This window comes from Amycolatopsis sp. NPDC049691, from assembly GCF_040675005.1.
Classification (GTDB): Bacteria; Actinomycetota; Actinomycetes; order Mycobacteriales; family Pseudonocardiaceae; genus Amycolatopsis.
On record NZ_JBFANX010000001.1, the window covers coordinates 594,572 to 618,152 of the forward strand.

Here is a 23,581-nt window from a genome sequence, read left to right on the forward strand (position 1 = left end):
CACGATCTCCGTTCCGCCATCCGGCCGTACCGGAATGGTCCGGTCGGAATCGCCGGCGGCAGCGGTGTCGTGCGCTCGGCCGGTTCCGCTCGGCCGGAGTGTCCGATGAGGACGCCAGGCGGCGCGGTCGTGGCCGGGAAGAGGCAGCTGTGGCCCGACGGAACCGGATGGGGTGGCGATGGTGGAGGTGCAGCGGGGCCCGGGCGCCCGGAGCCTGCCGACGGACGCGCTGGAACAGCTGCGGCGCCAGGCCGTGGCCGCGGTCGGCTCGGGGCTGTCGCAGACCAGGGTCGCGAACATGTTCGGCGTGTCCCGGAAGGCGGTGGGCTCCTGGGTGCGGGCCTACGAATCCGGCGGTGAGTCGACGCTGCGGCCCCGGCCCCGCGGGCGCCGGGCCGGGGAGCGGCTCGTGTTGTCCGAGGCGCAGCAGGGCCGCGTGGTCGGCGTCCTGGCCGCCGGGCCGCCCGACGCGGCCGGGCTGCCGTGGCTGGTCTGGACGCGCAAGGCCGTCGCCGAGCTCGTCGCGCGGGAGTGCGGCGTCGTGCTGGCCGGGACGACGATCGACAAGTACCTGCTCCGGTGGGAACTGACCGGCCGGGACGGGGTGTTCTCGCGACGGCCCGGTTGCCCGCCGGGAACGCTGCTGGTGACCTGGACCCACCCGCGCCCGCCGGCGGGCACCGGCGCGCTGCACGCCCTCGTCGCGGTGAGCGGCCGCGGCACGCTGCAGTTCCTCGCCTCGGCGACGCCGTTCACCGGCATCGCCGAGTTCCGGCGCCGGCTGCGGATGCAGTGCGGCCGCGACGTCCGGCTGGTCCCGCACGACTGGCCCGCCGCCCACGCGGCCCTGCTCGACGACGGCGAGGTGCCCGGCCGGGACGCCGTGCGACCGGCCTGACCGCGGCAGCACCCGACCGCCGATCCGGATTCCGGATCGGCGGTTTTTCGCGCGCTCACCACGTGTTACCCCCGCGTAAACAGTTCGGCGGTTTCTGGATCGCGTCCGGTGGTTTTCGTCGGAAAGGAGTTCCGTGTTCGCGTTGAAAGGGTTACAAGGCGGCCGATCGCGACCTCACTCTCCCTCTCGCCCGGGTGTCCGTTATTTGCCCGCCGCGGTCGGCCCGCCGTTTTCGCCGCCGAACCGCGGAAGCGGCCATAAGTCCTGGTAGAGGCGTTGTTCACGGTCGTGGCAACATTGCCGCAACGCCGGTTTTCGCCCTGCTGGTCAACAAAGCGGTCAAGCTGCCACCATGCCGTCGCCGGGTTTTTCCAGCCTGGCACATCCGGACGGCGAATACCTGAGACCGGGCCAAGAGTCCGGCGCCCGAGGAGGCGGCACGTGCGAACAACGGCATTTCTCACCGCGGGTGCGCTGACCCTCGCTTTGCTGAGCCCCGCGCCCGCTTTCGCGGCCGACGCGCCGGCGACGGCGGCGGGGTGCTCGGCCACCGTGACCGGCGTGCCGGGGGAACAGGTGGCGCTGGCTCCCGCGTCGGTGACCGAACCCGTGGTGTCCGCGCTGGCCGGCCTGGACCCGCTGGGCGTGCTGACGGGCACCTTCCGGGCGATCTGGGCCGGCACGGCCCCCATCCCGGTGGGGACGGTTCCGGTGGGGCAGGCGGAGATCCCCGGGACGCGGATCGCCGACGCCGTGGTCGCGCGCCTAGGCGAGCTTCCCGTGCTCGCGCCGGTCCTCGGGCCGCTGGTGGCCACCGTGCGCACCTCGCTCGCCTCGCTCTGCGGCATCCTCGTGCGCGGCCGGGTTCCGGGCGCGCCCCCGGTCGAATCGCCCGTGAACCCCGTGCCCGCGCCCGCACCCGGCGGTGCGCCGGACGGCGGCACCCCGATCGCGGGGCGGCAGTGGACGGTCGCGGCCGTGCCCGGCTCGACGCCCGGCGGTGGTGCCGTGTTCGGCACCCCGATCCCCGGGCAGCTGCCCGGATCGGGTTTCCCGGCCGGCGCGGAAGTGCCCCCGGCGGGCGGGCAGCCGCCGGTGGTGCTGGACGCGCGGCGCTCGGCCGGCTCGGCGGAGGCGCTGGCGGCGCCGCCGGGCGACGGGCTCTCCTGGCCGGTGCTGGCCGGGATCCTGCTGCTGGCCGCGGTGAGCGCCCAGCTGGTGCGCCGGTGGGGCTTCCGCCGCGCCCGCTGACCGCGGCCGGCCGCGAAGCCCGTTACTCCCCGGTTACGGCGATCTTCGCAGGAGGGACGAGCGGTGACATCCCGTTCACGAAAGGAAGTTCCTCATGAACAGCGCAGCTGCCACCATTCGGGACTTGACCGTGACCGATCGTGACGCGCGCAGTCTCTCCGCGGACGCTCTCGAGGCGCTCCGGCGGCGGGCGGTCGCGGCCGTCGAAGCGGGCGTGACGCGCGCGGAGGTCGCTCGCCTGTTCGGCGTCTCCCGCAAGACCGTCGGCGCCTGGGTCGCGGCCTACCAGCGCCAGGGCGACGAGGCGTTCCGGCCGCGGCGCCGGGGCCGGCGGCCCGGCGAGCAGTTCGCGCTGTCGGCCGCGCAGCAGGCGTGGGTCGTGCGGACGATCGTGGCGGGTCCGCCCGAGCTGTGCGGGCTGCCGCAGCGGCTCTGGACCCGGCAGGCGATCTCCGAGCTGGTCCGCCGGGAGTTCGGCATCCTGATCAGCTCGCCGACGGTGTCGCAGTACCTGACCCGCTGGGGACTGGTGGAGGAGCCCCGGCTGCTGGAGATGCGGCGCGGGCGGGTCCTGTCGGGCCGTCCGCGCGAACCCCGGCCCGGCAACGAGTGGATCCCGGACGCGGAGGTCCTGTGGCTGGCCTGGACGCGCCCGCACACGCCGGCCGACCCGCGGCGCGGCCCGGTCGGGGGACGGCAGAACCTGCTGACGGGCTTCCGGGACTACTACGGCGACGTCAACCTCCTGCTCGCCTTGTCCCACCGCGGAATGGTGTTCTTCCTGGCGCGGCGGGGCCCCTTCGACGAGCGGCAGGCGAACGAGTTCCTGACGCGGCTGGCCGGCCAGTTCGGCCGGGGGCTCAACATCGTCGTCTGCGAGTGGCCCGCCGAGCACGACGGGATGCTGCGGACCTGGCCGGAGCCGCTCCCGGGCCGGCTGTCGGTGCGCTTCACGCTCGGCTGAAACCCTGTGAAAGGAAAAGGACGTCTTGCGGTCACGCCACAACCGGGTAGTATTTGACAGCAGAGCCGAATTGAGGTCCCGGAAAATCTCACCGCTCCCGTCGCGTGCTGTGCAATCGGCGATACACGGAATTCATTTCCCAGCCATGCCGCTGTTTCCGCCGCTGGTTTGACTTGTTTTGCGAACCGACGCGGACAACCGGGAGAGCCATGACCGTCAACACCCTTCCTTCGGCCGACCTCGACCTCGAAGTGCTGCTGGCGCACAAGGAAACGATCGCCGATGGCGTCGTCCGGCTGGTGTTCCGCCACCCCGCGGGGGATCAGCTCCCGCCGTGGGCGCCCGGAGCCCACGTGGACCTGCTGCTGCGGCGGGACCTCGTCCGCCAGTACTCCCTGTGCGGGGACCCCGGCGACCGCTCGGTGCTGGAGGTCGCCGTGCTGCGCGAGCACGCCGGGCGCGGTGGTTCCGCGTTCGTGCACGACGCGCTGCTCCCGGGCGACCGGGTCCGGATCCGCGCGCCCCGCAACAACTTCCCGTTCGTGCGGGCCGCGCGGTACCTGTTCGTCGCGGGCGGGATCGGCATCACCCCGTTCCTGCCGATGGTGGCGGCGGCCGACGCGGCCGGCGCGGACTGGCGGCTGCTCTACGGCGGGCGGTCGCGCTCCTCGATGGCTTTCGCCGCGCGGCTGCGCGAACAGTACGGCGACCGGGTGGTCGTGTGGCCGCGGGACGAGGCGGGGCTGCCCGACGTGCCCGGGGCGCTGGGCGCCGCGGCCGCCGGCACCGCGGTCTACTGCTGCGGACCCGAGCCGCTGCTGGCCGTCGCCGAGGAGGTCTGCGCCGGTCTGCCGCACCTCGAGCTCCACCTGGAACGGTTCTCGCCCAAGGAGATCGCCGGAGCGGCGGCCGGCTTCGACGTCGAGCTCGCGCGGTCGGGCCTGACGCTGACGGTGCCCGCCGACCGGTCGATCCTGGAGGCGGCCGAGGACGCCGGCGTGCCGGTGCTGTCGTCGTGCCGCGAAGGCACGTGCGGCACGTGTGAAACCCCGGTGCTCGACGGGATCCCGGACCACCGCGACTCCCTGCTCACCGGGGCGGAGCGGGCCGCGAACGAAACCATGATGATCTGCGTGTCCCGCTCCTGCGGCCGGAAGCTGGTACTGGACCTCTGAAATGCCGGTGACGACGAAGAAACTCGGTACCTGGGTGGCCGCGCTGCTGGCCGCCGCGTCCTGTGGCTGGGCACTGTGGACGGTGGCCGGTCATCTCGGCGACGAGCGGCGGCCGTGGGTGAGCCAGGTCGCCGCCCCGCGGACGACCTGGCCGGCCCCGACCCCGGTCACGCCGTCCGCACCGCCTCCCGCGTCGGCGGTTCCCCCGCCACCGCCGTCGGTGCCCGGGCCGGATCCCGTGCTCCCCGGCCGTCCCGTCGGGGCCGGCCGCGACCCGGTGGTCACGCCGCCGCCGGCGACGTCCTGGCCACCGGCGCCGACCTCGGAATATCCGCCCCCGCCGGGGGAACCGCCGCTGCCGCCGTCTTCGGTGCCGCCGCCCGCGACCTCGCCGGCGCCGCCGGAGCCGTCCGAACCCGCGCCTGGCGAACCCGCGCCGCCGCCCGCTCCGGAATGCGATGCGAGCGGATTGCTGGGACCGTTGCTGTGCACCGTGCTCGGCCTGCTCGGCTGAACCGAGGGAACTATCCAACGCAAACTGTTCCTTTCCTTTTATCGACGCAATTCCTCACTGGCGAGGCTCATTTCACCGGCGATTATTTCACGTCTCGTTAACAGAAAAAACGGGAATCGTCTCCGTGGTCCGTGATTCACTTTCCTGCGTCCGGACGGCCCGTTTCCCGCCGGGCCGAACGAATATCGAAAGGAAGCCCATGTCCCCAGAAGCTCCGCCAGGAGCACGCACGAGGCGGCGGCGCGCCAAGTCGGCGGTCACGGTCACCCTCGCGGTCGCGACGCTCGGCGCCTCCGCGGTGGCCGCCGTCCCGGCCTCGGCGCAGCAGCCGATCGGGGTCGGTCCCGTGCCGATCACGTTCCACATGAAGGACGACAACGGCAAGTGGTTCGACTCCGGGCTGAACCTGTTCGGCGACCAGTCGCTCGCCGTGGCCGAGATGCCCCGCCTCGGCACGCTGGGCGGCCTGACGACCGGCGGTGAGCTCGCCAGCCTGCTGAACTCCGACCTCGGCGGTGCGGTGGGCAACCTGACGCAGAACCTCCTCGGCCAGGTCCCGCTGCTCGGTTCGCTCGGCGGCGAGCTGGGGAAGGCGCTGAACCTCGACAGCACCCTCTCGGCGGTCAAGTCGATCGGCGCCACCAACCGGCAGGCCGCACCGGCGGCCCTCAAGGCGGAGAACCTGCTCGGGCAGTTCGCCCAGCAGCTCACCACGATGCGGGCCGACCAGCCGCTCAACCTGAGCTCCCTGCCGGTCGGCCTCGACCTGCAGGGCGCGCTCAACGACCTCGCGCAGTTCGCCGTCAAGGGCCCGCCCGTGACCGTGAACTTCGTCGTCGACCCGAAGGAGTCGACCGGCGCCCGCGACCCGATGGGCCTCATCGCGCCCGAAGGGGCCGAGGGCTTCCCGTACGACATGCCCGGCGGCGCGTTCTTCGGCCAGCGCTCGATCCAGCTGACCGAGCCCGGGCTGTACGCGTTCACCGACATGGTGACGCCGTACATGCTGGGCGCGGTGGTGGTCGACGACCCGCTCACCATCGGCCTCGACTTCGGCAAGGCGTCGATGGTGAACTCGCGCAACCTGGTCGTGCCGACCAACTCCGACATCGTCAACCGGCTGGTGAACACGTTCTTCAACATCACCAACCCGAACAACTGGCAGCAGTTCAAGCCGGACTCGGAGAACAAGTTCGACGCTATCCAGCCGCCGGTGCCGATCCTGCAGTACGACGCCGCGGGCAACCCGGTGCTGATCCCGAACCTGGACGCCTACTTCGACAAGAAGTTCTCGTACCCGAAGACCCTCGCGAAGGGCAACCAGCTCCCGGCGACGCCGGGCGTCGGCGAGGTGTGGATCGACACCGAGGTCGAGGAGTGGGCCGGCAAGAAGGCCGTCGGCTCGGCGACGAAGGTCAACGTGACCAACTGGACCGTCGACCGCAAGATCGGCGCCCCGTCGATCAACATGAACAACCCGCACAACATGTGGACCGACAAGGACTACAAGTACCTGTACCAAACCGAGTGGTTCTCCAACAAGGTCGACGTGTTCGACCGGGAGACCGGCGAGTTCGTCCGGCAGACGCAGGTCGGCCAGAACCCGGCGCACGTGATGACCGAGCCGGGCAGCGACAAGCTCGTCATCGGCATCAACGCCGGCAACGAGATCGTCGAGCTGGCGCCGGGCGGCACGAACGTGCTCCGGAAGATCACGGTCAGCCCGACCGGTGAGGTGCGGCACCCGCACGCGCACTGGACCAGCGCGGACGGCAAGACCGTCGTCACCCCGAACGTGCTGACCAACAACGCGTCGGTGATCGACCTGCCGACCGGCACCGTCCGGACCGAGAAGACGGGCCAGTTCCCGATCGCCTCGAGCATGACCCCGGACTCCTCGAAGTTCTACACGGCGGACTTCCTCGGCGAATCGATCACGTGCGTTTCGCTGGCGCAGGCGGCCTGTGCGGACAACGGGCAGAGGGTGCACAGCAAGACGATCGACCTGTGGGCGAACTACAGCCCGCAGGACGGCCCGAAGAGCGGCGCACCGTTCGGGGGCCTGACGATCCAGCTGCCGGTCAGCCCGGACGGCAAGGCGATGCTCGCGGCGAACGTGCTGTCCCAGACGGTCACGGTCATCGACCCGAGGACCGACAAGATCGTCAAGGACCTGCCGTGCACGGCGGGCTGCCACGGCATCAACTTCGGGGCCAAGAAGGGCGGTGGCTACTACGCCTACGTGTCGAACAAGTTCTCCAACGTCATGCAGATCATCGACGTCGACCCGAACGGCGACGGCGCCATCGACGACGCGAAGGTCGCGGGCCAGCTGACGCTCGACCCGACGGCGACGACCAAGATGGACGGTTCGATCTCCGGGAAGCCGGGCTACGGCGGCCAGGGCGTGCTGGCCGTTCCGCTGGTCTACAACGGCTGGGTCCAGCAGAACCAGGGGAGCTGGCGGTCGCAGCTGACCTGCAAGCAGCTCAACCCCCTCAGCCAGTCCGGCTGCTGACGATCACGCGGTAGTGGTCCGGGGCCGGGAACCCACCGGCCCCGGACCTCTCCGTCGACAGGAGATCCCATGGCGCACCGCAGTTCCCTGTTCGCGTTGTTCGCCGCCGTGCTCGGCGTGCTGGCACTCGCCCCGCCCGCGGCGGCGCAGGTGTCGATCGTGCCCGACCGCGTCGACGGCGGCGGCACGCACACCTTCGCCTTCCGGCTGGCCAACGAGCGGACCGACACGAAGTCCACCCGCCTCGAACTCGTCTTCCCGGCGACCCCGCCGGTCGCCTACGTCAAGGTCGACCCGGCGCCGGGCTGGACCGCCACTGTCCACCCGCGGCCGCTGAACCCGCCGGTGGAGATCGGCGGCAAGGTGGTCCGCGAGGTGGCCGACGCCCTCGTCGTCGAGGGCGGTGCGGTCGCGCCGCGGCAGTTCGAGCAGTTCCTCGTCACGATGGGCCCGCTGCCCGCCGACGGCAGGCTGCTCTTCGAAGCGACGCAGACCTTCGCCAACGGCGCGGTCGCCCACTGGAACCAGGCGACGTCGCCCGCACCGGCGATCACCTTCGGGTCCGGACCGGTCGCCCCCGCGGGCGAAGCCGGTGGGCGGCAACCGGTTCCGGCCGCCGTCGACGCCGGCGCGGTCCCGGCCTCCCCGGTGCCGCAGCCGACCGGCGGGCCGCCGTTCGCCCTGCTGTGGGGTGCTTTCGGCCTCGCGCTCGTCGTGATCGCGGTCGTCGGGTACCGGGCCCACCGCCGCCGGCTGCGCTCGGCCACCCCGGAGCCCGAGCTCGCGGAGGCGGGCGTCGAATGACGGTGGTGAAGGAACGTCCCCGGGCCGCGGCCCCGCGGCCGCGCGACGGAGCCGGACGGTTCGTCGCGCTGCTGCTCCTGGTCGCCGCCTGCTGGGGCACGCTGCTCGCCACGACCCCGGGCGCGACCGGCGACCCGGTCCTCGTGACGACGTCGCCGGGCAACACCGAGGTCGTCAAGTCGCCCGACGCCGTCGTGCTGACCTTCGACCGGCCGGTGCCGGCGGCGCTGGCCACCGTGCGGATCCTCGACCCCGATGGCAGCCAGGTCGTCTTCACCCGGCCGGCGCACCCGGACGGCCGGGCCGACGCGATCTCCGTGCCCATGCCGGCGGAGCGGCACGAAGGCACCTACGCCGTGGCGTGGACCCTGCCGTCGAGCCGGCTGGAGCCGGTGAGCGGCTCCTTCACCTTCGACGTGTCCTACCCGATCCGGCCCGACGGCGTGCCCGAGATCGAGACGACGCACGACCCGGTCGTGGCGGCCGTCCACCTGACGGCGCGCGCGGTCGCGGTCGCGGCCATGGTGGCGTTGGCCGGTCTCGCCCTCTTCGTCGCGGCGATCGGGCCGGCCGCCGCCCGGGCGCGGGCCACCCGGCGGCTGGTCAAGACCACCTGGTGGCTCGCGGCCGGGAGCACGCTCGTCGCCGTGCTGTCGTTCGGGCCGTACGCGGCCTGGGTGCCGTGGCGCGCCGCGCTCGACCCGCAGCTGCTGTCGGGGACCTTCGAGTCGGACGGCGGCGGCGCGCTGCTCGCCCGCCTGGCCACGCTCGTGCCCGCCACGCTCGGTCTCGTGCTGCTGCTGCGGAGCGAGCCCGCGGGGGACCGGCGGCTGCGCGCGGCGGCGGTGCTGGGCTGCGCGTCCGCGGTCCTGGCCACCTGGACGTTCGCCGACCCGCGGGGTCCGGGCGAGCCGGCCGCACTGGCCCTCGCCGCGGACATCGGCCTGCTCCTCGCCCTCGCGGTCCCGGCCGGGGGACTGGTGCTGCTGCGGCTCCCGGTCGCCCGCCACCGGCACACCGTGTCGCGCTTCGCGCGTGCCTTGACGGCGTGCGCGGTACTGCTCGCCGTCGCCGGGACGGCCCAGGCGTGGACCGGCCACCGCTTCGGCTGGCTCCCCGCCGGCGCCCTCGTGCTGGCCGCGCTCCTCGCCGTCCTCGCCTGGCTCGTTCCCCGCCGTCCGGCGAAGGAGCGGCTCGGGCGCGCGGTGACCGCGGTGGTGGGTTCGGTGGTGGTGGTCACGGTGGCCACCGCGACGCTGCTCGCGCTCCACCCCGGCCAGAGCGCGCACGCGCAAGGCCCGCCGGGCCAGGCCCCGGCGGCGATCCGGCAGCAGGCCGCCCCCGCCCGGCTCACCTACGACACGGGCGCGCTCGACCTGGTGCTCGTCCCGGCCGCGGACCGGCTCGACGTGCACGTGGCGCTGCTCGGCCCGCAGGCCGCCACAACGACCGTGACCGGCGCGCTCGCCCTCGGGAACCGGACGACGCCGGTGTCCCTCGACCCCGCCGGCACCGGCTACTGGGCGGGGCGGGCGGCCGTGCCCGAACGGGGCCGGTGGGAGCTGACCCTGACCCTGCGGGCCGGCGACGGGAGCACGCGCACGGTCAAGCAAGCCCTCGACGTGCGATGAACGGAGCCGCCTTGTCTTCGTCCCCCACCGGCCCCGCGCACCGGGCCACCCGTCCGTCGCCGCGGCCGCGGCCGGGCACCGTCCTGCAGGTCGTGGCCAGGCGGCTGCACTTCCTGGCGGGCATCGTGGTCGCGCCCTTCCTCGCGGTGCTGTGCCTGACCGGGCTGGTCTACGTGTTCAGCCCGCAGATCCACGACAGCCTCTACCGGTCCGACCTGCACGTGAACGAGGTCGGCGCGGTGCGGCGCCCGCTCGCCGACCAGGTCCGGGCGGCGCTCACGGCGCACCCGGAGGCGACGCTGAAGTCCGTCCTCACCCCGCCCGCGCCGGACCGCACCACCCGCGTGGTGCTGACCGTCCCCGGCCCGGCCGGCACCGCGGACCGCACGGTGTTCGTCGACCCCTACACCGGGCTGATCAACGGCGAGCTGAGCACGGTCGAGAACCGGCTGCCCGCGAACACGTGGCTGCGGCAGCTGCACGGCAACCTCCAGCTGGGCGCGCCCGGCCGGCTCTACGCCGAGCTCGCCGCGAGCTGGGTGCCGCTCGTCGCCGTGGGCGGCCTGGTGCTGTGGCTGGCGCGCACGCGCCGGAAACGCCCGCTGCGGGAGGTCCTGTTTCCGTCCACAAAGGACAAGACGGGGTGGGCCCGGCTGCGCGCGGTCCACGGCGCCGCGGGCCTGTGGCTCACGGCCGGGTTGCTGCTGGTGGCGGTCACCGGGCTGGCGATGAGCCAGTTCGCGGGCGGGCGCGCGGACGCGGAGGCCGACCCGATCCACCTGCGGGCCCCGGTGCTCGCCGCCGCCGCGGTGCCGGTCCGGCCCGGCGTCCCGCCGATCGGCCTCGACCGCGCGCTCGCGGCCGCCGAAGCCGCGGGGCTGAGCGGCGAGCTGGCCGTGGTCCCGCCGGCGACGCCGGACGCGCCCTACACCGCCACCGAGATCGCGGAAGGGCTGCCGCCGCACCGGGGTGCCGTCGCGATCGACCCGTACACGGCGGAGGTGACCGAGCGGATCGGCTGGGCCGACTACTCGCCGGTGGCGAAGCTCAGCGCGCTGGGCACGCAGTTCCACACGGGCACGCTCTTCGGGCTCGCGAACCAGCTCGTCCTCGCACTCGTGGCCGTGGCCACGCTCGTCCTGCTGGCTCTCGGGTACCGCATGTGGTGGATCCACAACCCGTACCGCGGCCGGTGGGCGTCGCTGCCGCGCCCGGTGTGGCGCCAGCTGGCCGGCGGCCCGCTGATCGTGACCCTGCTCGGGGTCGCGGTGCTGGCGTGGGTCCTGCCGGTGGCCGGCGCAAGCCTGGTGGTGTTCCTGGCGGTGGACGCGGTGGTGAGCTGGGTCAAGCGACGCTCGGCGTAGCTCCCTTCCGTTCCTCGAGGTGGTGGCGGACGCGGCGCGTCGCGGCGATTTCCGCCGCGACGTCCAGCTCGGCGACGACGAGCGCGGCCCGGGAACCGGTCCGGGCGCGGGTGACGCCGTCCGGTCCGACGACTTTGGCCAATCCGAGGAACCGGGTTCCGTTCAGGACGCCGGCCTGGTTGGCGGAAACGAAAACCACCTGGTTTTCGACGGCGCGCACGCAGTCGTAGACGTCGAAAAGCCGCGCTTGCCGGTCGCGCGCGAGGGTCTGCGCCCGGCTGCCGGTCGTCCACGAGCACAGGCAGGCGACGATTTCGGCGCCGTCGACCGCGAGGCCGCGGGCGGGCTCGGGAAACGCCTTTTCGTAATCGAGCAGCAGGCCGACCCGGCCGGCGGGGGTGTCGAAGGCGGCGAACCCCCGGCCCGGTCGCTGGTGCAGCGCCTCGGCCGCGGAAAGGTGGACCTTGCGGTGCCGGCCGAGCACGCCGTCACCGGACACGCACACGGCCGCCGAATACCGCTCGCCCCGTTCGCCTGCTTCGGTGTACCCGAAGCACACCACCAGTTCCGCGGCCAGCGCGGCGACCGCCCGCACCTCGGGCCCGTCCGGATCCAACGCCGGGGCGAGGTGTTCGGGATCGGCGCGGCCGAAGTCGGCGAAGGAGCCGCCGAGCGTGCCGTCCGGGAGGACCAGGAGCGCGGCACCGGCCTGGCGGGCTTCCTCGATCAGCGCGGCGACGCGCGCCGTGCCGAACGCGAGATCGCGCCCGAAGTGCGCGGCGACGGTGGCGATCCGGGCTGGCCCCATTTGTTCCTCCTGGTGCCGAATATACCCCACGTGGGCCATGATCGATGACCTGGCTCGCGATTTCAATGGTCGGCGACTGAATAGCTCGTCCGACACTTCCGGAACAGTGAAATATGTACCGGTCGACAATGCGGGAATGGCTGAAAACCGCGGGCAAACGCCTGGTGGTGCTTGGGAAGTCGTGTCACCTATTTGTCTTCCGGCGCCGGGCTCGTGGTGTTACGGGATCAAGCGGCCACGCGTTACCTGCACCCGGTTTGGTAACGTGCCGATATTCCGGACGAAACAGTCCGGAAATGCTCGGCCGGTGCACTGATCGGCATGGACTTCCAGCTCGACGGCCTGCACCGGCCGGTGATCGTGGTCGGCGGCGGCCAGGCGGGACTCTCGATGTCCCACTGCCTGACCACTGCCGGGGTCGGGCACGTGGTGCTCGAACGCGAGCGCGCGGGACACGAATGGCGGACCCGCCGCTGGGACAGTTTCTGCCTGGTCACGCCGAACTGGCAATGCCGGCTGCCCGGGTTCCCCTACGCGGGCGACGACCCGGACGGGTTCATGGTCCGGGACGAGATCGTCGCCTACCTCGAAAACTACGTGAAGGAGTTCGACGTCCCGTTGCACGAGGGCGTCGAGGCGACGCGGTTGCGGCAGCTGCCGGGCGGCGGGTTCCGGCTCACGACGTCGGCCGGGGAGCTGACCGCCGACCACGTCGTGCTGGCCACCGGCCCGTACCAGGTGCCGCTCAAGCCGCGGCTGGCCGAGCGGCTGCCCGAGCACGTCGTCCAGCTGCACTCGGCCGAGTACCGCAACCCCGCCCAGCTGCCGGACGGGGACGTCCTGGTGGTCGGCACCGGGCAGTCCGGCTGCCAGATCGCCGAGGACCTGCACCTGGCCGGGCGGCGCGTGCACCTGGCCGTGGGGTCGGCGCCGCGGGTGGCCCGGCGCTACCGGGGCCGGGACGTCGTCGCCTGGCTCGACGAGATGGGCTACTACGCCCGCGGGATCGACGAGTTCGCCGACGCGGACGCCGTCCGGTTCCGGGCCAACCACTACGTCACCGGCCGCGACGGCGGGCACGACATCGACCTGCGCGCGTTCGCCACCGAGGGCATGCAGCTCTACGGGCGGCTCGAAAGCGTCCGAAGTGGACGGCTGGAGTTCGCGGACGACCTGCGGCGCAACCTCGACGCGGCGGACGCGGTGTCCGAGGGCATCAAGGATTCGATCGACGCCTTCATCGCGCACCACGGGATCGAAGCGCCGCGCGAAGCTCGCTACCGGCCGGTGTGGGAACCGCCGGACGGACCGCGGACCCTGGCCGGGGAAGCGCTTTCGGCCGTCGTCTGGAGCACCGGGTTCGGCCGCGACCACCGCTGGATCGACGTCCCGGTCTTCGACGGCAAGGGCTACCCGACGCACCACCGCGGCGTCACCAGCTGTCCGGGGTTGTACTTCCTCGGCCTGCCGTGGCAGCACACCTGGGGCTCGGGGCGGTTCTGCGGCGTCGCCGCGGACGCGGAGTACCTGACCCGGCGGATCACCGGCGGCGGCCGAGGGGACGTCCGGTGGATCTCCGGCACGCCGGCGAGCACGTACCCGGCCGACGACGACTGGGTCGCCCCGCGGACGGTGGCCTGATGAAGTGGACCAACGACGCTCACCGGCACCTGGGCGTGCTGCCGGCGTACCCGTTCTACGGCGGCCCACCGGTCGCCCCGGCGATCGGCGCCCGCGCGACGATCGGCGAGCTGCTGTCCGACTTGGACCGTGAAGGCACCGAACGCGCGCTGGTGATCCCGAACTACGGCGTCCCCGACCCGGCGATCGCGTTCTCCTTCAACGCACTCTGCGTCGAAGCGGCGGGCAAGGACGACCGGATCAGCGCCGCACTCTGGGTGTCCCCGAGAGCCGAAGACGCCGAGCGCACCGGAGAAGCGCTGACGCTGGCGGGCGAGGAGGGCGTGCGGGCCTTGAAACTCAGCTTCCTGCTGGGCGGCAAGGCCTCCGACCCCGCCTGCAAGCCGCAGCTGGACCGGATCTTCGCCACCGCACGGGAGCACGACCTCGTCGTGCACGTCCACACCTCGCCCGGTGCGGCGTCCGACATCGACGAGGTGGGCAAGCTCGTCGACGCCTACGGCGACGACGTCAAGCTGCACCTCGTCCACTTCGGCGGCGGGATGAGCGGGCACATCAAGCTCGTCGGCGGCCGCTTCTTCGACTGGATCGCCGCCGGCAAGCAGGTCTACACGGACCTGTCCTGGGCGATCGGCTTCACCCCGCGCTGGCTCGTCGAGGAGATCTCGCGGCGGGGCCTCGGCCACGACCGCGTGCTGTTCGCCTCCGACGAGCCCTGGGGCGATCACGAGGGCGAACTCGCCAAGCTGGCCGCCGCGGCCGGCGACGGCGAGCTCGCCGACCTGGTTTTCCGCGGCACGTTCGACGTGCTGTACGGACCGAAGAAAGGGAAATAGACCGATGGCAGAGCTGACCGAGACCGAGAAGACCAGCCTCGACGAGATCCCGCACCCGTCGCTGCCGCAGGGCTCCAACCTGTACGGCGGGACCAAGGTCTTCCCGGACTACCAGGCCGAACCCGGCCAGAGCTACTTCACCCTCGTGCACGGCATCGCGCACGAGTCGTCGGTGAGCTTCGTGGCGATCCTGCAGGCCACCCGCGCGCTGCGGAAGGGCTTCGAGGCGGCGATCTACTTCTACGGCCCGGGTTCGCTGAACTGCCTGGCCACGCGCGGCTTCCCGACCACCGGCAACGCCGCGTTCCCGGGCGAGCTGAACATCAACGACCAGCTCAAGACGTTCATCTCCGAGGGCGGCAAGGCCTACTGCTGCCGGTTCGGCCTGTCGCTGCACGGTGCCCGCGAGGAGGACCTCATCGAGGGCGTCATCCCGACGCACCCCCTGGACGTGCAGGACGCGCTGATCCACTACGCGCGCAAGGGCGCGATCATCAACTCCACCTACATGTTCTAGGAGCGGTCCGTGCGCGTTGGCATCGAAGAGGATCTGGACACCCGCGCCGACATCGCCGTCCGCGGGGTGCGGGTGGACGCACCCGTGCAACGCAGCAAAGGCGCCGGGCCGAGCGACGACGGCCACCTGGTCGTCGACGGTGCCAACGCGACGCTGCCGCTGAACCCCGACAGCCCGTACGAGGTCCGCGACGGCCGGATCCACCGCGGAGCCGTCGACCTCGGCCTCAGCGTGACGCCGGTGGCGCGGCCGCGGTTCTACGACCTGTCCACATCGGACGGTGTGCCGTACCGGAAGATCGCGCTGCTGCACGGCAAGGACGTCCTCGCGACGACCGTCGTGCAGACCTGCGTCCGGTACGCCGAGGACCAGCGCTGCCGGTTCTGCACCATCGAGGAGTCGCTGCGGTCGGGGGCCACCGTGGCCGCGAAGACACCGCAGCAGCTCGCGGAGGTCGCCGAGGCGGCGGTGCGCCTCGACGGTGTCCGGCAGATGGTCATGACGACCGGCACCACGGCCGGGCCCGACCGCGGGGCCCGGCACCTGGTCCGGTGCGTCCGGGCGGTGCTCGACGCCGTGCCGGGCCTGCCGATCCAGGTGCAGATCGAACCGCCGGGCGACCTCGGGGTGCTGCGGGACCTGCGGACCGCCGGGGCGACGTCGATCGGCATCCACGTCGAGTCGCTCGACGACGACGTCCGGCGGCGGTGGATGCCGGGCAAGTCGACGGTGCCGCTGACCGAGTACGAAGCCGCGTGGGCCGAGGCGGTGCGCGTCTTCGGCCGCAACCGCGTCTCGACCTACCTGCTCATCGGGCTCGGCGAGGACCCGGACTCGCTCGTCGAAGGCGCCGGGCGGCTGATCGAGGCCGGCGTTTACCCGTTCGTCGTCCCGATGCGGCCGATGCTCGGCACCCTGGCCCGCCGTGACGGGGCCGCGGCGCCGTCGCCGTCGCTGGTCGCCGAGGTGACGAGCCGGGTCGCGGCGCTGCTGCGGGCCGCCGGGATGACCGGGGCGGACCAGGGCGCGGGCTGTGCCGCGTGCGGGGCCTGCGGGCTGCTGAGCGCGGCGGGAGGCTGACGTGGACCACGACATCCTCGCGCTGCTCGGCGACGTCCGCAGCGTCGCCGCCCGTCCCGCGTTCCACATCGAAGAAGCCGGCCACAGTGGACTCACCGCCTACCGCGCGTTGCGCCACGACGCGTTCGTGGCGAGGCAGGGCCTGTTCGCCCGGCACGACCTCGACGATCACGACACCGACCCGCGCACCCGGGTCCTGGTGGCCAGGGACACCTCCGGCGAGGTGCGCGGCGGCGTCCGGCTCGGCCCGGCCACCGACGGGCCCGACCTCGGCTGGTGGCGGGGCGGTCGCCTGGTCGTCGCCCCCGGTTCGCCACCCGGGATCGGCTCGGCACTGGTCCGCGCGGCCTGCGCGCGGGCCGAGGCCGAAGGCGCGCTGCGGTTCGAAGCGACCGTGCAGACCCGCACCGAGAAGCTGTTCACCCGGCTCGGCTGGCAGCGCGTGCGGCCGGTGACCGTCGCCGGTCACGACCACGTGCTGATGCGGTGGCCGATCGGCCGGATCGCCGCGCTGGCCCGGTCGACGAAGGCCGCGCTCGGGCCGCTGCTGCGCGGGCTGACCGGCGTGCCCGGCTTCGTCGGCGACGACGGCGTACCGCTGCCCGGCACCGACGTCGTCGCCGCCTGTGACGCGATCATCCCGGCCATGGTCGAGCGCGACCCGGAGTGGGCGGGCTGGTGCTCGGTGCTGGTCAACCTCAACGACCTGGCCGCGATGGGCGCCACCCCGACCGGGTTGCTGGACGCGCTCGGCGCCCGTGACGCGTCCTTCGCCGCGCGTGTCCTCAGTGGACTGCGGAAGGCGAGCGAGGCCTACGGCGTGCCGGTGCTCGGCGGGCACACGCAGTTCGGCGTCCCGGCTTCGCTGTCGGTCACGGCACTGGGCCGGACCACCGATCCGGTGCCCGGCGGGGGCGGGAAGCCCGGGCAGCGCGTCTGGCTCACCGCCGACCTCGGCGGTGGCTGGCGGCCCGGCCACACCGGCCGCCAGTGGGATTCGACGAGCTTCCGCCGCACGCCCGAACTGCGGGAACTCCTGGGTTCGGTGGCCAAAGCGCGACCGGCCGCGGCGAAGGACGTCTCGATGGCCGGGATCGCCGGCACGCTCGGCATGCTCGCCGAGGCGTCCGGCTGCGGCGCGGTGCTCGACGTCGAGCAGGTGCCGCGGCCGCGGGGAGCGTCCACAGGGGACTGGCTGACCTGCTTCCCGGGCTTCGCGATGCTCACCGCCGGCGCCCCGGCACCCGCCGAGCCCGCGGTCACCGCGGCCTGCGGCGAGCTGGTCGCGGGCACCGGGGTCACGCTGCGCTGGCCCGACGGCGAACGGACGACCGCCATCGACGGCGGCGTCACCGGATTGGGGAACTCATGACGACACTGAGAATGGCCGCCGTCGCCGCGCCGTTCGACCGCGACCTCGAAGCCGACTTCGCCCGCATCGAGAAGCTCATCGGCGAGGCGAAGGCCGAAGGCGTCCGTATGCTGGCCCTGCCGGAGGCCGCGCTCGGCGGCTACCTGGCCAACCTCGACGGCGGCGCCGAAGGGCCGCCCGCGCTGGCCGCCGACGGCCCGGAGCTGAAGCGGCTGGCCGCCTTGGCGGGCGACCTCGTCGTCACGGCGGGGTACTGCGAACTCGACGGCGGCCGCCGCTACAACTCCGCGGTGTGCGTCTCCGGCGACGGCGTCCTCGGCCACCACCGCAAGGTCCACCAGCCGCTGGCCGAGAACGCCAGCTACGGCGCGGGGCGGGAGTTCGCCGCCTTCGACACGCCGGTCGGCCGGCTGGGCATGCTCATCTGCTACGACAAGGCGTTCCCCGAATCCGCGCGGGCGCTCGCCCTCGACGGCGCGGAGATCGTCGTGTGCATGAGCGCCTGGCCCGGCAGCCGCACCAACCCGGCGGCCGACCTCGCCGAAGACCGCTGGAAACGCCGGTTCGACCTGTTCGACCGGGCCCGCGCGCTGGAGAACCAGATCGTCTGGCTCTCGGCCAACCAGTCCGGCACTTTCGGCGACCTGCGGTTCGTCGCGAGCGCCAAGGTCGTCGACCCCGGCGGCGAGGTCCTCGCCGACACCGGCGTCGCCGAAGGCATGGCGATCGCCGAACTCGACGTGCCGCGGGCGCTGGCGACGGCGCGGCGGTCGATGGGACACCTGGCGGACAGACGACCCGACGCCTACCCGGTTAGTGTCCCGTGAATGGGGCAGATCCGCATCGCCGCCGTCGCCGCGCACTTCGGCCGCGACCTCGGCTTCGACCTCCAGCGCATCGCGACGCTGATCGACCACGCACGCTCGGCCGGCGCCGCGCTGCTGGTGCTGCCGGACGCGGCCCTCGGCGGGTACCTCGCCGACCTGCGCCACCCCGACCCGGACGCCCTGCCCCCGGCGCTCGACCCGGACTGCGCGGAGCTGAAGACCATCGCCTCGCTCGCCGCGGAAATGGTCGTCTGCGTGGGGTACTGCGAAGCCGACGGGCCGCGGCGCTACAACTCGGCGGTCTGCGTCACCGGCGACGGCGTGCTCGGCCGGCACCGCAAGGTCCACCAGCCGCCGGGGGAGAGCGTCGCCTACGAGCCGGGTGACCGGTTCGCCGCGTTCGACACCCCGGTCGGGCGGCTGGGGATGCTGATCGACTACGACAAGACCTTCCCGGAGTCGGTCCGGTCGCTCGCCCTCGACGGCGCCGACATCGTCGCCTGCCTGAGCGCGTGGCCGACGAGCATCACCAACCGCGCGCCCCGGATGGCCCAGGACCGGCAGTCCCGCCTGTTCGACCTCTACGACCAGGCGCGCGCGGCGGAAAACCAGGTCGTGCTCGTGTCGTCCAACCAGACCGGCGCGATGGGCGGGATGCGGTTCCTCGGCCAGGCCAAGGTCGTCGGGCCCGGCGGCGAAATCCTGGCGCGGACCTGGTCCAAGGCCGGGATCGCGGTGGCCGAGCTGGACGTCGGGCAGGAGATCGCCAACGCCCGGCGCGTGCTGCACCACCTGGGAGAACGGAAACCGTCGGTGTACCGGGAGACTTGATGCGCATCGCCCTGCTGAGCTACTCGACGAAACCGCGCGGCGGGGTCGTGCACACCCTTTCCCTGGCCGAGGCGCTGGCGGAACTCGGCGAGGACGTCACCGTCTGGACCCTCGGGCGCGGCGGCGACGCGGGGTTCTTCCGGCCGGTCGACCCGCGGGTGCGGCTGTCGATCGTCCCCTTCCCGGACGTGCCCGGCGAATCGGTGGGGGAGCGCATCCTGCGGTCGATCGCCGTGCTGCGCGCGGCGTTCACCCCGGACGCCTACGACGTCGTGCACGCGCAGGACTGCATCAGCGCGAACGCCGTCGACCGCTGCGTCCGGACGATCCACCACCTGGACACCTTCACCACGCCGGAGCTGGCGGCCTGCCACGAACGCGCGATCGTCCGGCCGTACGCGCACATCTGCGTGTCGGCGTCGGTCGCCGCCGAGGTCCGCGCCGGCTGGGGCATCGAGGCGACGGTGATCCCCAACGGCGTCGACTACGAGCGCTTCGCGACGGCTCCCCGTTCTTCGGCGCGGGGGCGCTACGTGCTCGCCGTCGGCGGGATCGAGCCGCGCAAGGGTTCGCTGGACCTCCTGGAGGCGTACGCGCTGCTGGCCGAGCCGGACCTGCGCCTGCTGATCGCGGGCGGCGAGACGCTCTTCGACTACCGCGACTACCGGACGCGCTGGGAGAAGCGCGCCGCCGAGCTGGGCGTCACGCCGGTGGTGCTGGGCCCGGTCGCGCACGACGAGCTGCCGTCACTCGTGGCCTCGGCGGCGGCGTTCGCCTTCCCGTCCACCAAGGAAGGCTTCGGGCTGGCCGCGATGGAGGCACTGGCCGCCGGGGTGCCCGTGGTCACCCGTGACCTGCCGGTGCTGCGCGAGGTCTTCGGCGGTGCCGCGCGGTTCGCCGCCGACCCGCCGGGGTTCGCGCGCGAGCTGCGGGCCGCGCTCGACGGCGCCGACCCGGCGCCGGGGCGGGCGCTGGCCCGGCGCTACCGGTGGAGCGCGGCCGCCGAGGCCCACCGGCGCTGCTACCGGAACCTGCGCCGCTGACTCGTGGTTCGACCGCCGGCTCGGGGGAGCGGGAGCACACCACCCGCCGCGGGGCGTGCTCCCGCTCCCTGACCGTCAGCCGGTCGCGAGGACCTTCAACCGCGTGATGTCCGCGCTGAACTGGTCCTGGTCGATGGGCGAAGAGCTGTACTGCCAGAACGTGTAGAAACCCCAGTTGTACGGCAACGTCCCCGCCGACGACGCGTACCGCGCAACCCACAGCGGGTTCGTCGAACTGAAGTCGCCCGTGTTGCCGGTGCACTGGCTCCACCAGCTCGTCGCCGTGTAGATCACCGGCCAGCGGGTCGTCTTCGCGTGGTACTCGTCGCTGAAGGCCTTGATCCACGCCACCATCTGGGCCGGCGTCTTGCCGTAGCAGGCGTTGTTCGGGCCCCACTCGATGTCGAGCGTGCCCGGGAGCGTCTTGCCGTCCTTCGACCAGCCGCCGCCGTGGGCGACGAAGTAGTCCGCCTGGGCCGCGCCGCCCGAGGTGTCCGGGCGGCCGTAGTGGTACGCGCCGCGGATCATGCCGACGTTGTACGACCCCGTGTACTGCTGGCTGAAGTAGGCGTTCTGGTATCCGGTGCCCTCGGTCGCCTTGACGTAGGCGAACTTCTTGCCCGCGCTCCAGTACGACGCCCAGTTGACGTTGCCCTGGTAGGAGCTGACGTCGATGCCGGGGACGCTCGCGTCGACCGACGCCGGCAGGAGCCCTCCCGGGGCCACCCCGTCGTGGGCGCGGATCGCCGCGCCCATCTCGTGGTTGTCCGGGTCCGGCGCCGCCGAGGCGCCGGGGGCGGTCACGGCCAGCAGGGAGGCCGAGACCGCGACAGCGGCGCCGAGCAGGCGGCGCCACCTCCGTGGTGCAGTCATCTTCGGTTGTTCCTTTCGGTTGCCCTCGCGATGCGCGGTGTGCAGGCCGCGCCGCATGATTCTGTTACAGCGGCAACCACAACGTCACTGCTCCATGTGAAGCAATTTCGAAGTCTGGGGAAACTCGTGAAATCTTGGCAATCCGGGCGAATCGGCCGATCCGCGCCCTTTGGCGTCTTGAAGGCGCTTGGTCCGAGGGGCAGACTCGCCCGCATGCCCGCGCACTGGAGCCGAACCACGCTCGTCCTGGCCGCTGCCGCCGCGCTCACCGCCGGCGTCGCCGCGCCCGCCGCCGCCGCCACCCCGACGCCGAAGTCCCCGGTCGCGGTCGGGTTCGGCGGCGCCGTGGCCAGCATCGACGCCGACGCCACCGCGATCGGCACGAAGGTCCTGCGCGACGGCGGGAACGCCGTCGACGCGGCCGTCGCGGTCGCCGCCGCCCTCGGAGTCACCGACCCGTTCTCCGCCGGGGTCGGCGGGGGCGGGTTCTTCGTCTACTACGACGCGAAGACCCACCGCGTCCACACGCTCGACGGCCGGGAGACCGCGCCGAAGACCGCCGACGCGAACCTCTTCGTCGAGAACGGCCAGCCGCTGCCGTTCAACGACGCCGTCACGAGCGGGCTGAGCGTCGGCGTGCCCGGCACGCCCGCGACGTGGTCCGAGGCCCTCCGCAGGTGGGGGACGCGCTCGCTGGCGAAGTCCCTGAAGCCCGCCGAAGACCTGGCGCGCAAGGGGTTCGTCGTCGACTCGACGTTCCAGACGCAGGTCGCGAACAACGCCGCGCGGTTCGCCGCGTTCCCCTCGACGCGGTCGCTGTACCTGCCCGGCGGCGCCCCGCCGGTGCCCGGGACCGTCTTCCGCAACCCCGACCTCGCCGACACGTACGCGCAGCTCGAGCGCCAGGGCGTCGGCGCGCTCTACGACGGCCCGATCGGCGCCGACATCGCGAAGACCGTCCAGCAGCCGCAGAAGGACCCGGCCTCGACGCTGAACGTGCGTCCCGGCAAGCTGAGCACCGCGGACCTCGCCGCCTACCGCGCTATCGAGCGCGACCCGACCCACGCGCGCTACGAAGGCCTCGACGTCTACGGCATGCCGGCGCCGTCCTCGGGCGGGCTCACCGTCGGCGAGGCGCTCAACATCCTCGAGAACTTCGACCTGAAGCACGCGAGCAAGGCCGACTACCTGCAGTACTTCCTGGAGTCGACGCGGTTCGCCTTCGCCGACCGCAACCGCTGGATCGGCGACCCGGCGTTCGTCGACGTCCCGGCCAAGCAGCTGCTGAGCCAGCGCTTCGCCGACTCGCGGGCGTGCCTGATCTCGAAGGACAAGGCCGCGACCAGCCCGGTCGCGCCGGCCGACCCTCGCCATCCCACGCCGTGCGCGGTGGGCACCACCGCCGCGCCGACACCGTACGAGGGTGAGAACACCACGCACCTGACGGTCGCGGACAAGTGGGGCAACGTCGTCGCCTACACGCTGACCATCGAGCAGGAGGGCGGCAGCGGCATCGTCGTGCCGGGCCGCGGCTTCCTGCTCAACAACGAGCTGACCGACTTCTCGTTCACGCCGGTGACGCCGGGCGTGCCCGACCCGAACCTGCCCGGCCCCGGCAAGCGGCCGCGCTCGTCGATGGCGCCGACGATCGTGCTCGACCACGGCCGCCCGTTCTTCGCGACCGGCTCGCCGGGTGGCGCGTCGATCATCACGACGGTGCTGCAGGTGATCCTCGGCCGCCTCGACCGCGGGCTGTCCCTGGAGGACGCGATCGCGGCGCCCCGGGCGTCGCAGCGCAACTCGGCGGCCGCCCAGGTCGAGCAGGCGTTCCTGGACCAGCCGGAGACGGCGGACCTGCGGGCGCGCGGCCAGGGCTTCTCGACGGCCCCGGCGGAGATCGGCGCGGCGACGGGCGTGGAGCACCTGCGCGACGGCCGCTGGCTGGCGGCGGCGGAACCGATCCGCCGCGGCCAGGGCGCGGCCCAGGTGGTGTGGCCGGCCGGCTGGTAGCTCAGGCTTCGAGCGCCCAGCGGACGTACCGCGTCTTCGGGACGAACCCGGCCTTCTCGAACACCCCGGAGGCGCCGGACGGGCGCGCCGAGTCCACGACCAGGCTCGCCCGGTCGTAACCCCGCGCCGCCGCGGTGTGCAACGCATGGGCCAGGAGCGCGGTGGCTACGCCGCGCTTCCGGTGCTCGCGCAGCGTCCCGACGATCATGAAGTGCGCGTCGCGGATCCCGGTGGCCTCAGTGTCGGCGTCCCACGACATCGTCACCAGCAGGCCCGCCGGGGTCCCGGCCTCGTCGCGGAGCAGGAAGCTGACCTCCGGCCGGAACGTCTGGTTGACGATCTTGTTCCGCCACATGTCCGGCGGCATCGGCACCGCGCCCCAGGCGTCCTCGAACGCCGCGTTCCGGACCCGCCGGAAGTCCTCGTCGGTCTGCGCCGACCACGGTTCGATCCGCGCGCGCACCGGCGCGACGTCCCCGAGCGGGTGCTCCACGCGCCGGAAGTACCGCACCGGCTCGAAGCCCCGCGCACGCATCAGCTCGGCGGACTACCACAGCGCGCCCTGTTGGAGCGGGCCTTCTAGACTCGGCCTCGATGTTCCAGCCACCTGAACCCTCCCCACCG

21 protein-coding genes are annotated in these 23,581 nt (G+C 72.9%); 18 read left to right on the forward strand and 3 right to left on the reverse strand.

Going from position 1 to position 23,581, the window contains the following annotated elements:
- Nucleotides 1–178 precede the first annotated feature (178 nt).
- The 9 genes from AB0J40_RS02885 to AB0J40_RS02925 all read left to right on the forward strand — a co-directional run bounded on the left by AB0J40_RS02885 (nucleotide 179) and on the right by AB0J40_RS02925 (nucleotide 11,119).
- On the forward strand, nucleotides 179–898 hold the full coding sequence (locus AB0J40_RS02885; protein ID WP_364446561.1) for a helix-turn-helix domain-containing protein: 720 nt from the start codon (nucleotides 179–181) through the stop codon (nucleotides 896–898).
- Nucleotides 899–1,339: 441 nt separating this feature from the next.
- Entirely contained in the window at nucleotides 1,340–2,149 is an 810-nt protein-coding gene (locus AB0J40_RS02890; RefSeq protein ID WP_364446564.1) for a hypothetical protein, read from the forward strand.
- 130 nt (nucleotides 2,150–2,279) lie between these two features.
- Nucleotides 2,280–3,113 (forward strand): helix-turn-helix domain-containing protein, encoded by an 834-nt coding sequence (locus AB0J40_RS02895; RefSeq protein ID WP_364446567.1) that lies wholly within the window; start codon nucleotides 2,280–2,282, stop codon nucleotides 3,111–3,113.
- Nucleotides 3,114–3,322: 209 nt separating this feature from the next.
- Nucleotides 3,323–4,288, forward strand: coding sequence for a PDR/VanB family oxidoreductase (locus tag AB0J40_RS02900; protein ID WP_364446570.1), 966 nt, complete (start codon nucleotides 3,323–3,325; stop codon nucleotides 4,286–4,288).
- Between the two features lie 7 nt (nucleotides 4,289–4,295).
- Nucleotides 4,296–4,802, forward strand: coding sequence for a hypothetical protein (locus AB0J40_RS02905; RefSeq protein ID WP_364446572.1), 507 nt, complete (start codon nucleotides 4,296–4,298; stop codon nucleotides 4,800–4,802).
- A 199-nt stretch (nucleotides 4,803–5,001) separates the two neighbouring features.
- The gene (locus AB0J40_RS02910) at nucleotides 5,002–7,320 is read left to right on the forward strand and encodes a copper oxidase (protein WP_364446575.1); all 2,319 of its coding nucleotides are present in this window, start codon (nucleotides 5,002–5,004) and stop codon (nucleotides 7,318–7,320) included.
- Nucleotides 7,321–7,389: 69 nt separating this feature from the next.
- A complete protein-coding gene (locus AB0J40_RS02915; protein WP_364446578.1) occupies nucleotides 7,390–8,124 on the forward strand; it encodes a DUF1775 domain-containing protein in 735 nt (244 codons plus the stop codon).
- Nucleotides 8,121–9,755 (forward strand): copper resistance CopC family protein, encoded by a 1,635-nt coding sequence (locus tag AB0J40_RS02920; protein ID WP_364446579.1) that lies wholly within the window; start codon nucleotides 8,121–8,123, stop codon nucleotides 9,753–9,755. The genes AB0J40_RS02915 and AB0J40_RS02920 overlap by 4 nt, the downstream gene beginning before the upstream one ends.
- 11 nt (nucleotides 9,756–9,766) lie before the next feature.
- The gene (locus AB0J40_RS02925; protein ID WP_364446582.1) at nucleotides 9,767–11,119 is read left to right on the forward strand and encodes a PepSY domain-containing protein; all 1,353 of its coding nucleotides are present in this window, start codon (nucleotides 9,767–9,769) and stop codon (nucleotides 11,117–11,119) included.
- Here the strand turns inward: AB0J40_RS02925 and AB0J40_RS02930 are convergent.
- Nucleotides 11,100–11,927, reverse strand: coding sequence for a carbon-nitrogen hydrolase family protein (locus tag AB0J40_RS02930; protein ID WP_364446584.1), 828 nt, complete (start codon nucleotides 11,925–11,927; stop codon nucleotides 11,100–11,102). The genes AB0J40_RS02925 and AB0J40_RS02930 overlap by 20 nt on opposite strands.
- A gap of 321 nt (nucleotides 11,928–12,248) precedes the next feature.
- On the opposite strand from AB0J40_RS02930, the gene AB0J40_RS02935 reads away from it, so the two are divergent.
- From AB0J40_RS02935 to AB0J40_RS02970, 8 genes are read left to right on the forward strand one after another with little or no spacing between them, the layout of a single operon-like run.
- Complete coding sequence (locus tag AB0J40_RS02935) at nucleotides 12,249–13,568, forward strand: MSMEG_0569 family flavin-dependent oxidoreductase (RefSeq protein ID WP_364446587.1); 1,320 nt, start codon at nucleotides 12,249–12,251, stop codon at nucleotides 13,566–13,568.
- Entirely contained in the window at nucleotides 13,568–14,404 is an 837-nt protein-coding gene (locus tag AB0J40_RS02940) for an amidohydrolase family protein (RefSeq protein ID WP_364446589.1), read from the forward strand. The genes AB0J40_RS02935 and AB0J40_RS02940 overlap by 1 nt, the downstream gene beginning before the upstream one ends.
- 4 nt (nucleotides 14,405–14,408) lie before the next feature.
- Nucleotides 14,409–14,921 carry an MSMEG_0572/Sll0783 family nitrogen starvation response protein gene (locus tag AB0J40_RS02945; RefSeq protein WP_003073383.1) on the forward strand — a complete coding sequence of 171 codons (513 nt, stop codon included), beginning with the start codon at nucleotides 14,409–14,411 and terminating at the stop codon, nucleotides 14,919–14,921.
- Between the two features lie 9 nt (nucleotides 14,922–14,930).
- Nucleotides 14,931–16,001 (forward strand): MSMEG_0568 family radical SAM protein, encoded by a 1,071-nt coding sequence (locus AB0J40_RS02950; RefSeq protein WP_364446592.1) that lies wholly within the window; start codon nucleotides 14,931–14,933, stop codon nucleotides 15,999–16,001.
- Between the two features lies 1 nt (nucleotide 16,002).
- Nucleotides 16,003–17,373, forward strand: coding sequence for an MSMEG_0567/sll0787 family protein (locus AB0J40_RS02955; RefSeq protein WP_364446595.1), 1,371 nt, complete (start codon nucleotides 16,003–16,005; stop codon nucleotides 17,371–17,373).
- Nucleotides 17,370–18,200, forward strand: coding sequence for a carbon-nitrogen hydrolase family protein (locus tag AB0J40_RS02960; RefSeq protein ID WP_364446598.1), 831 nt, complete (start codon nucleotides 17,370–17,372; stop codon nucleotides 18,198–18,200). The genes AB0J40_RS02955 and AB0J40_RS02960 overlap by 4 nt, the downstream gene beginning before the upstream one ends.
- Entirely contained in the window at nucleotides 18,201–19,031 is an 831-nt protein-coding gene (locus tag AB0J40_RS02965; RefSeq protein ID WP_364446601.1) for a carbon-nitrogen hydrolase family protein, read from the forward strand.
- Nucleotides 19,031–20,074: an MSMEG_0565 family glycosyltransferase gene (locus AB0J40_RS02970; RefSeq protein WP_364446604.1), complete on the forward strand. Its 1,044-nt coding sequence runs from the start codon at nucleotides 19,031–19,033 to the stop codon at nucleotides 20,072–20,074. The genes AB0J40_RS02965 and AB0J40_RS02970 overlap by 1 nt, the downstream gene beginning before the upstream one ends.
- 75 nt (nucleotides 20,075–20,149) lie before the next feature.
- Here AB0J40_RS02970 and AB0J40_RS02975 read toward each other — a convergent pair whose 3' ends face one another.
- Nucleotides 20,150–20,947 carry a lysozyme gene (locus tag AB0J40_RS02975; RefSeq protein ID WP_364446606.1) on the reverse strand — a complete coding sequence of 266 codons (798 nt, stop codon included), beginning with the start codon at nucleotides 20,945–20,947 and terminating at the stop codon, nucleotides 20,150–20,152.
- A gap of 213 nt (nucleotides 20,948–21,160) precedes the next feature.
- Here AB0J40_RS02975 and ggt point away from each other — a divergent pair, with 213 nt between their 5' ends.
- Nucleotides 21,161–22,957, forward strand: coding sequence for a gamma-glutamyltransferase (gene ggt / locus AB0J40_RS02980; protein ID WP_364446609.1), 1,797 nt, complete (start codon nucleotides 21,161–21,163; stop codon nucleotides 22,955–22,957).
- 1 nt (nucleotide 22,958) lies between these two features.
- Here the strand turns inward: ggt and AB0J40_RS02985 are convergent, their stop codons facing one another.
- Entirely contained in the window at nucleotides 22,959–23,492 is a 534-nt protein-coding gene (locus AB0J40_RS02985) for a GNAT family N-acetyltransferase (protein ID WP_364446612.1), read from the reverse strand.
- Nucleotides 23,493–23,581 lie beyond the last annotated feature (89 nt).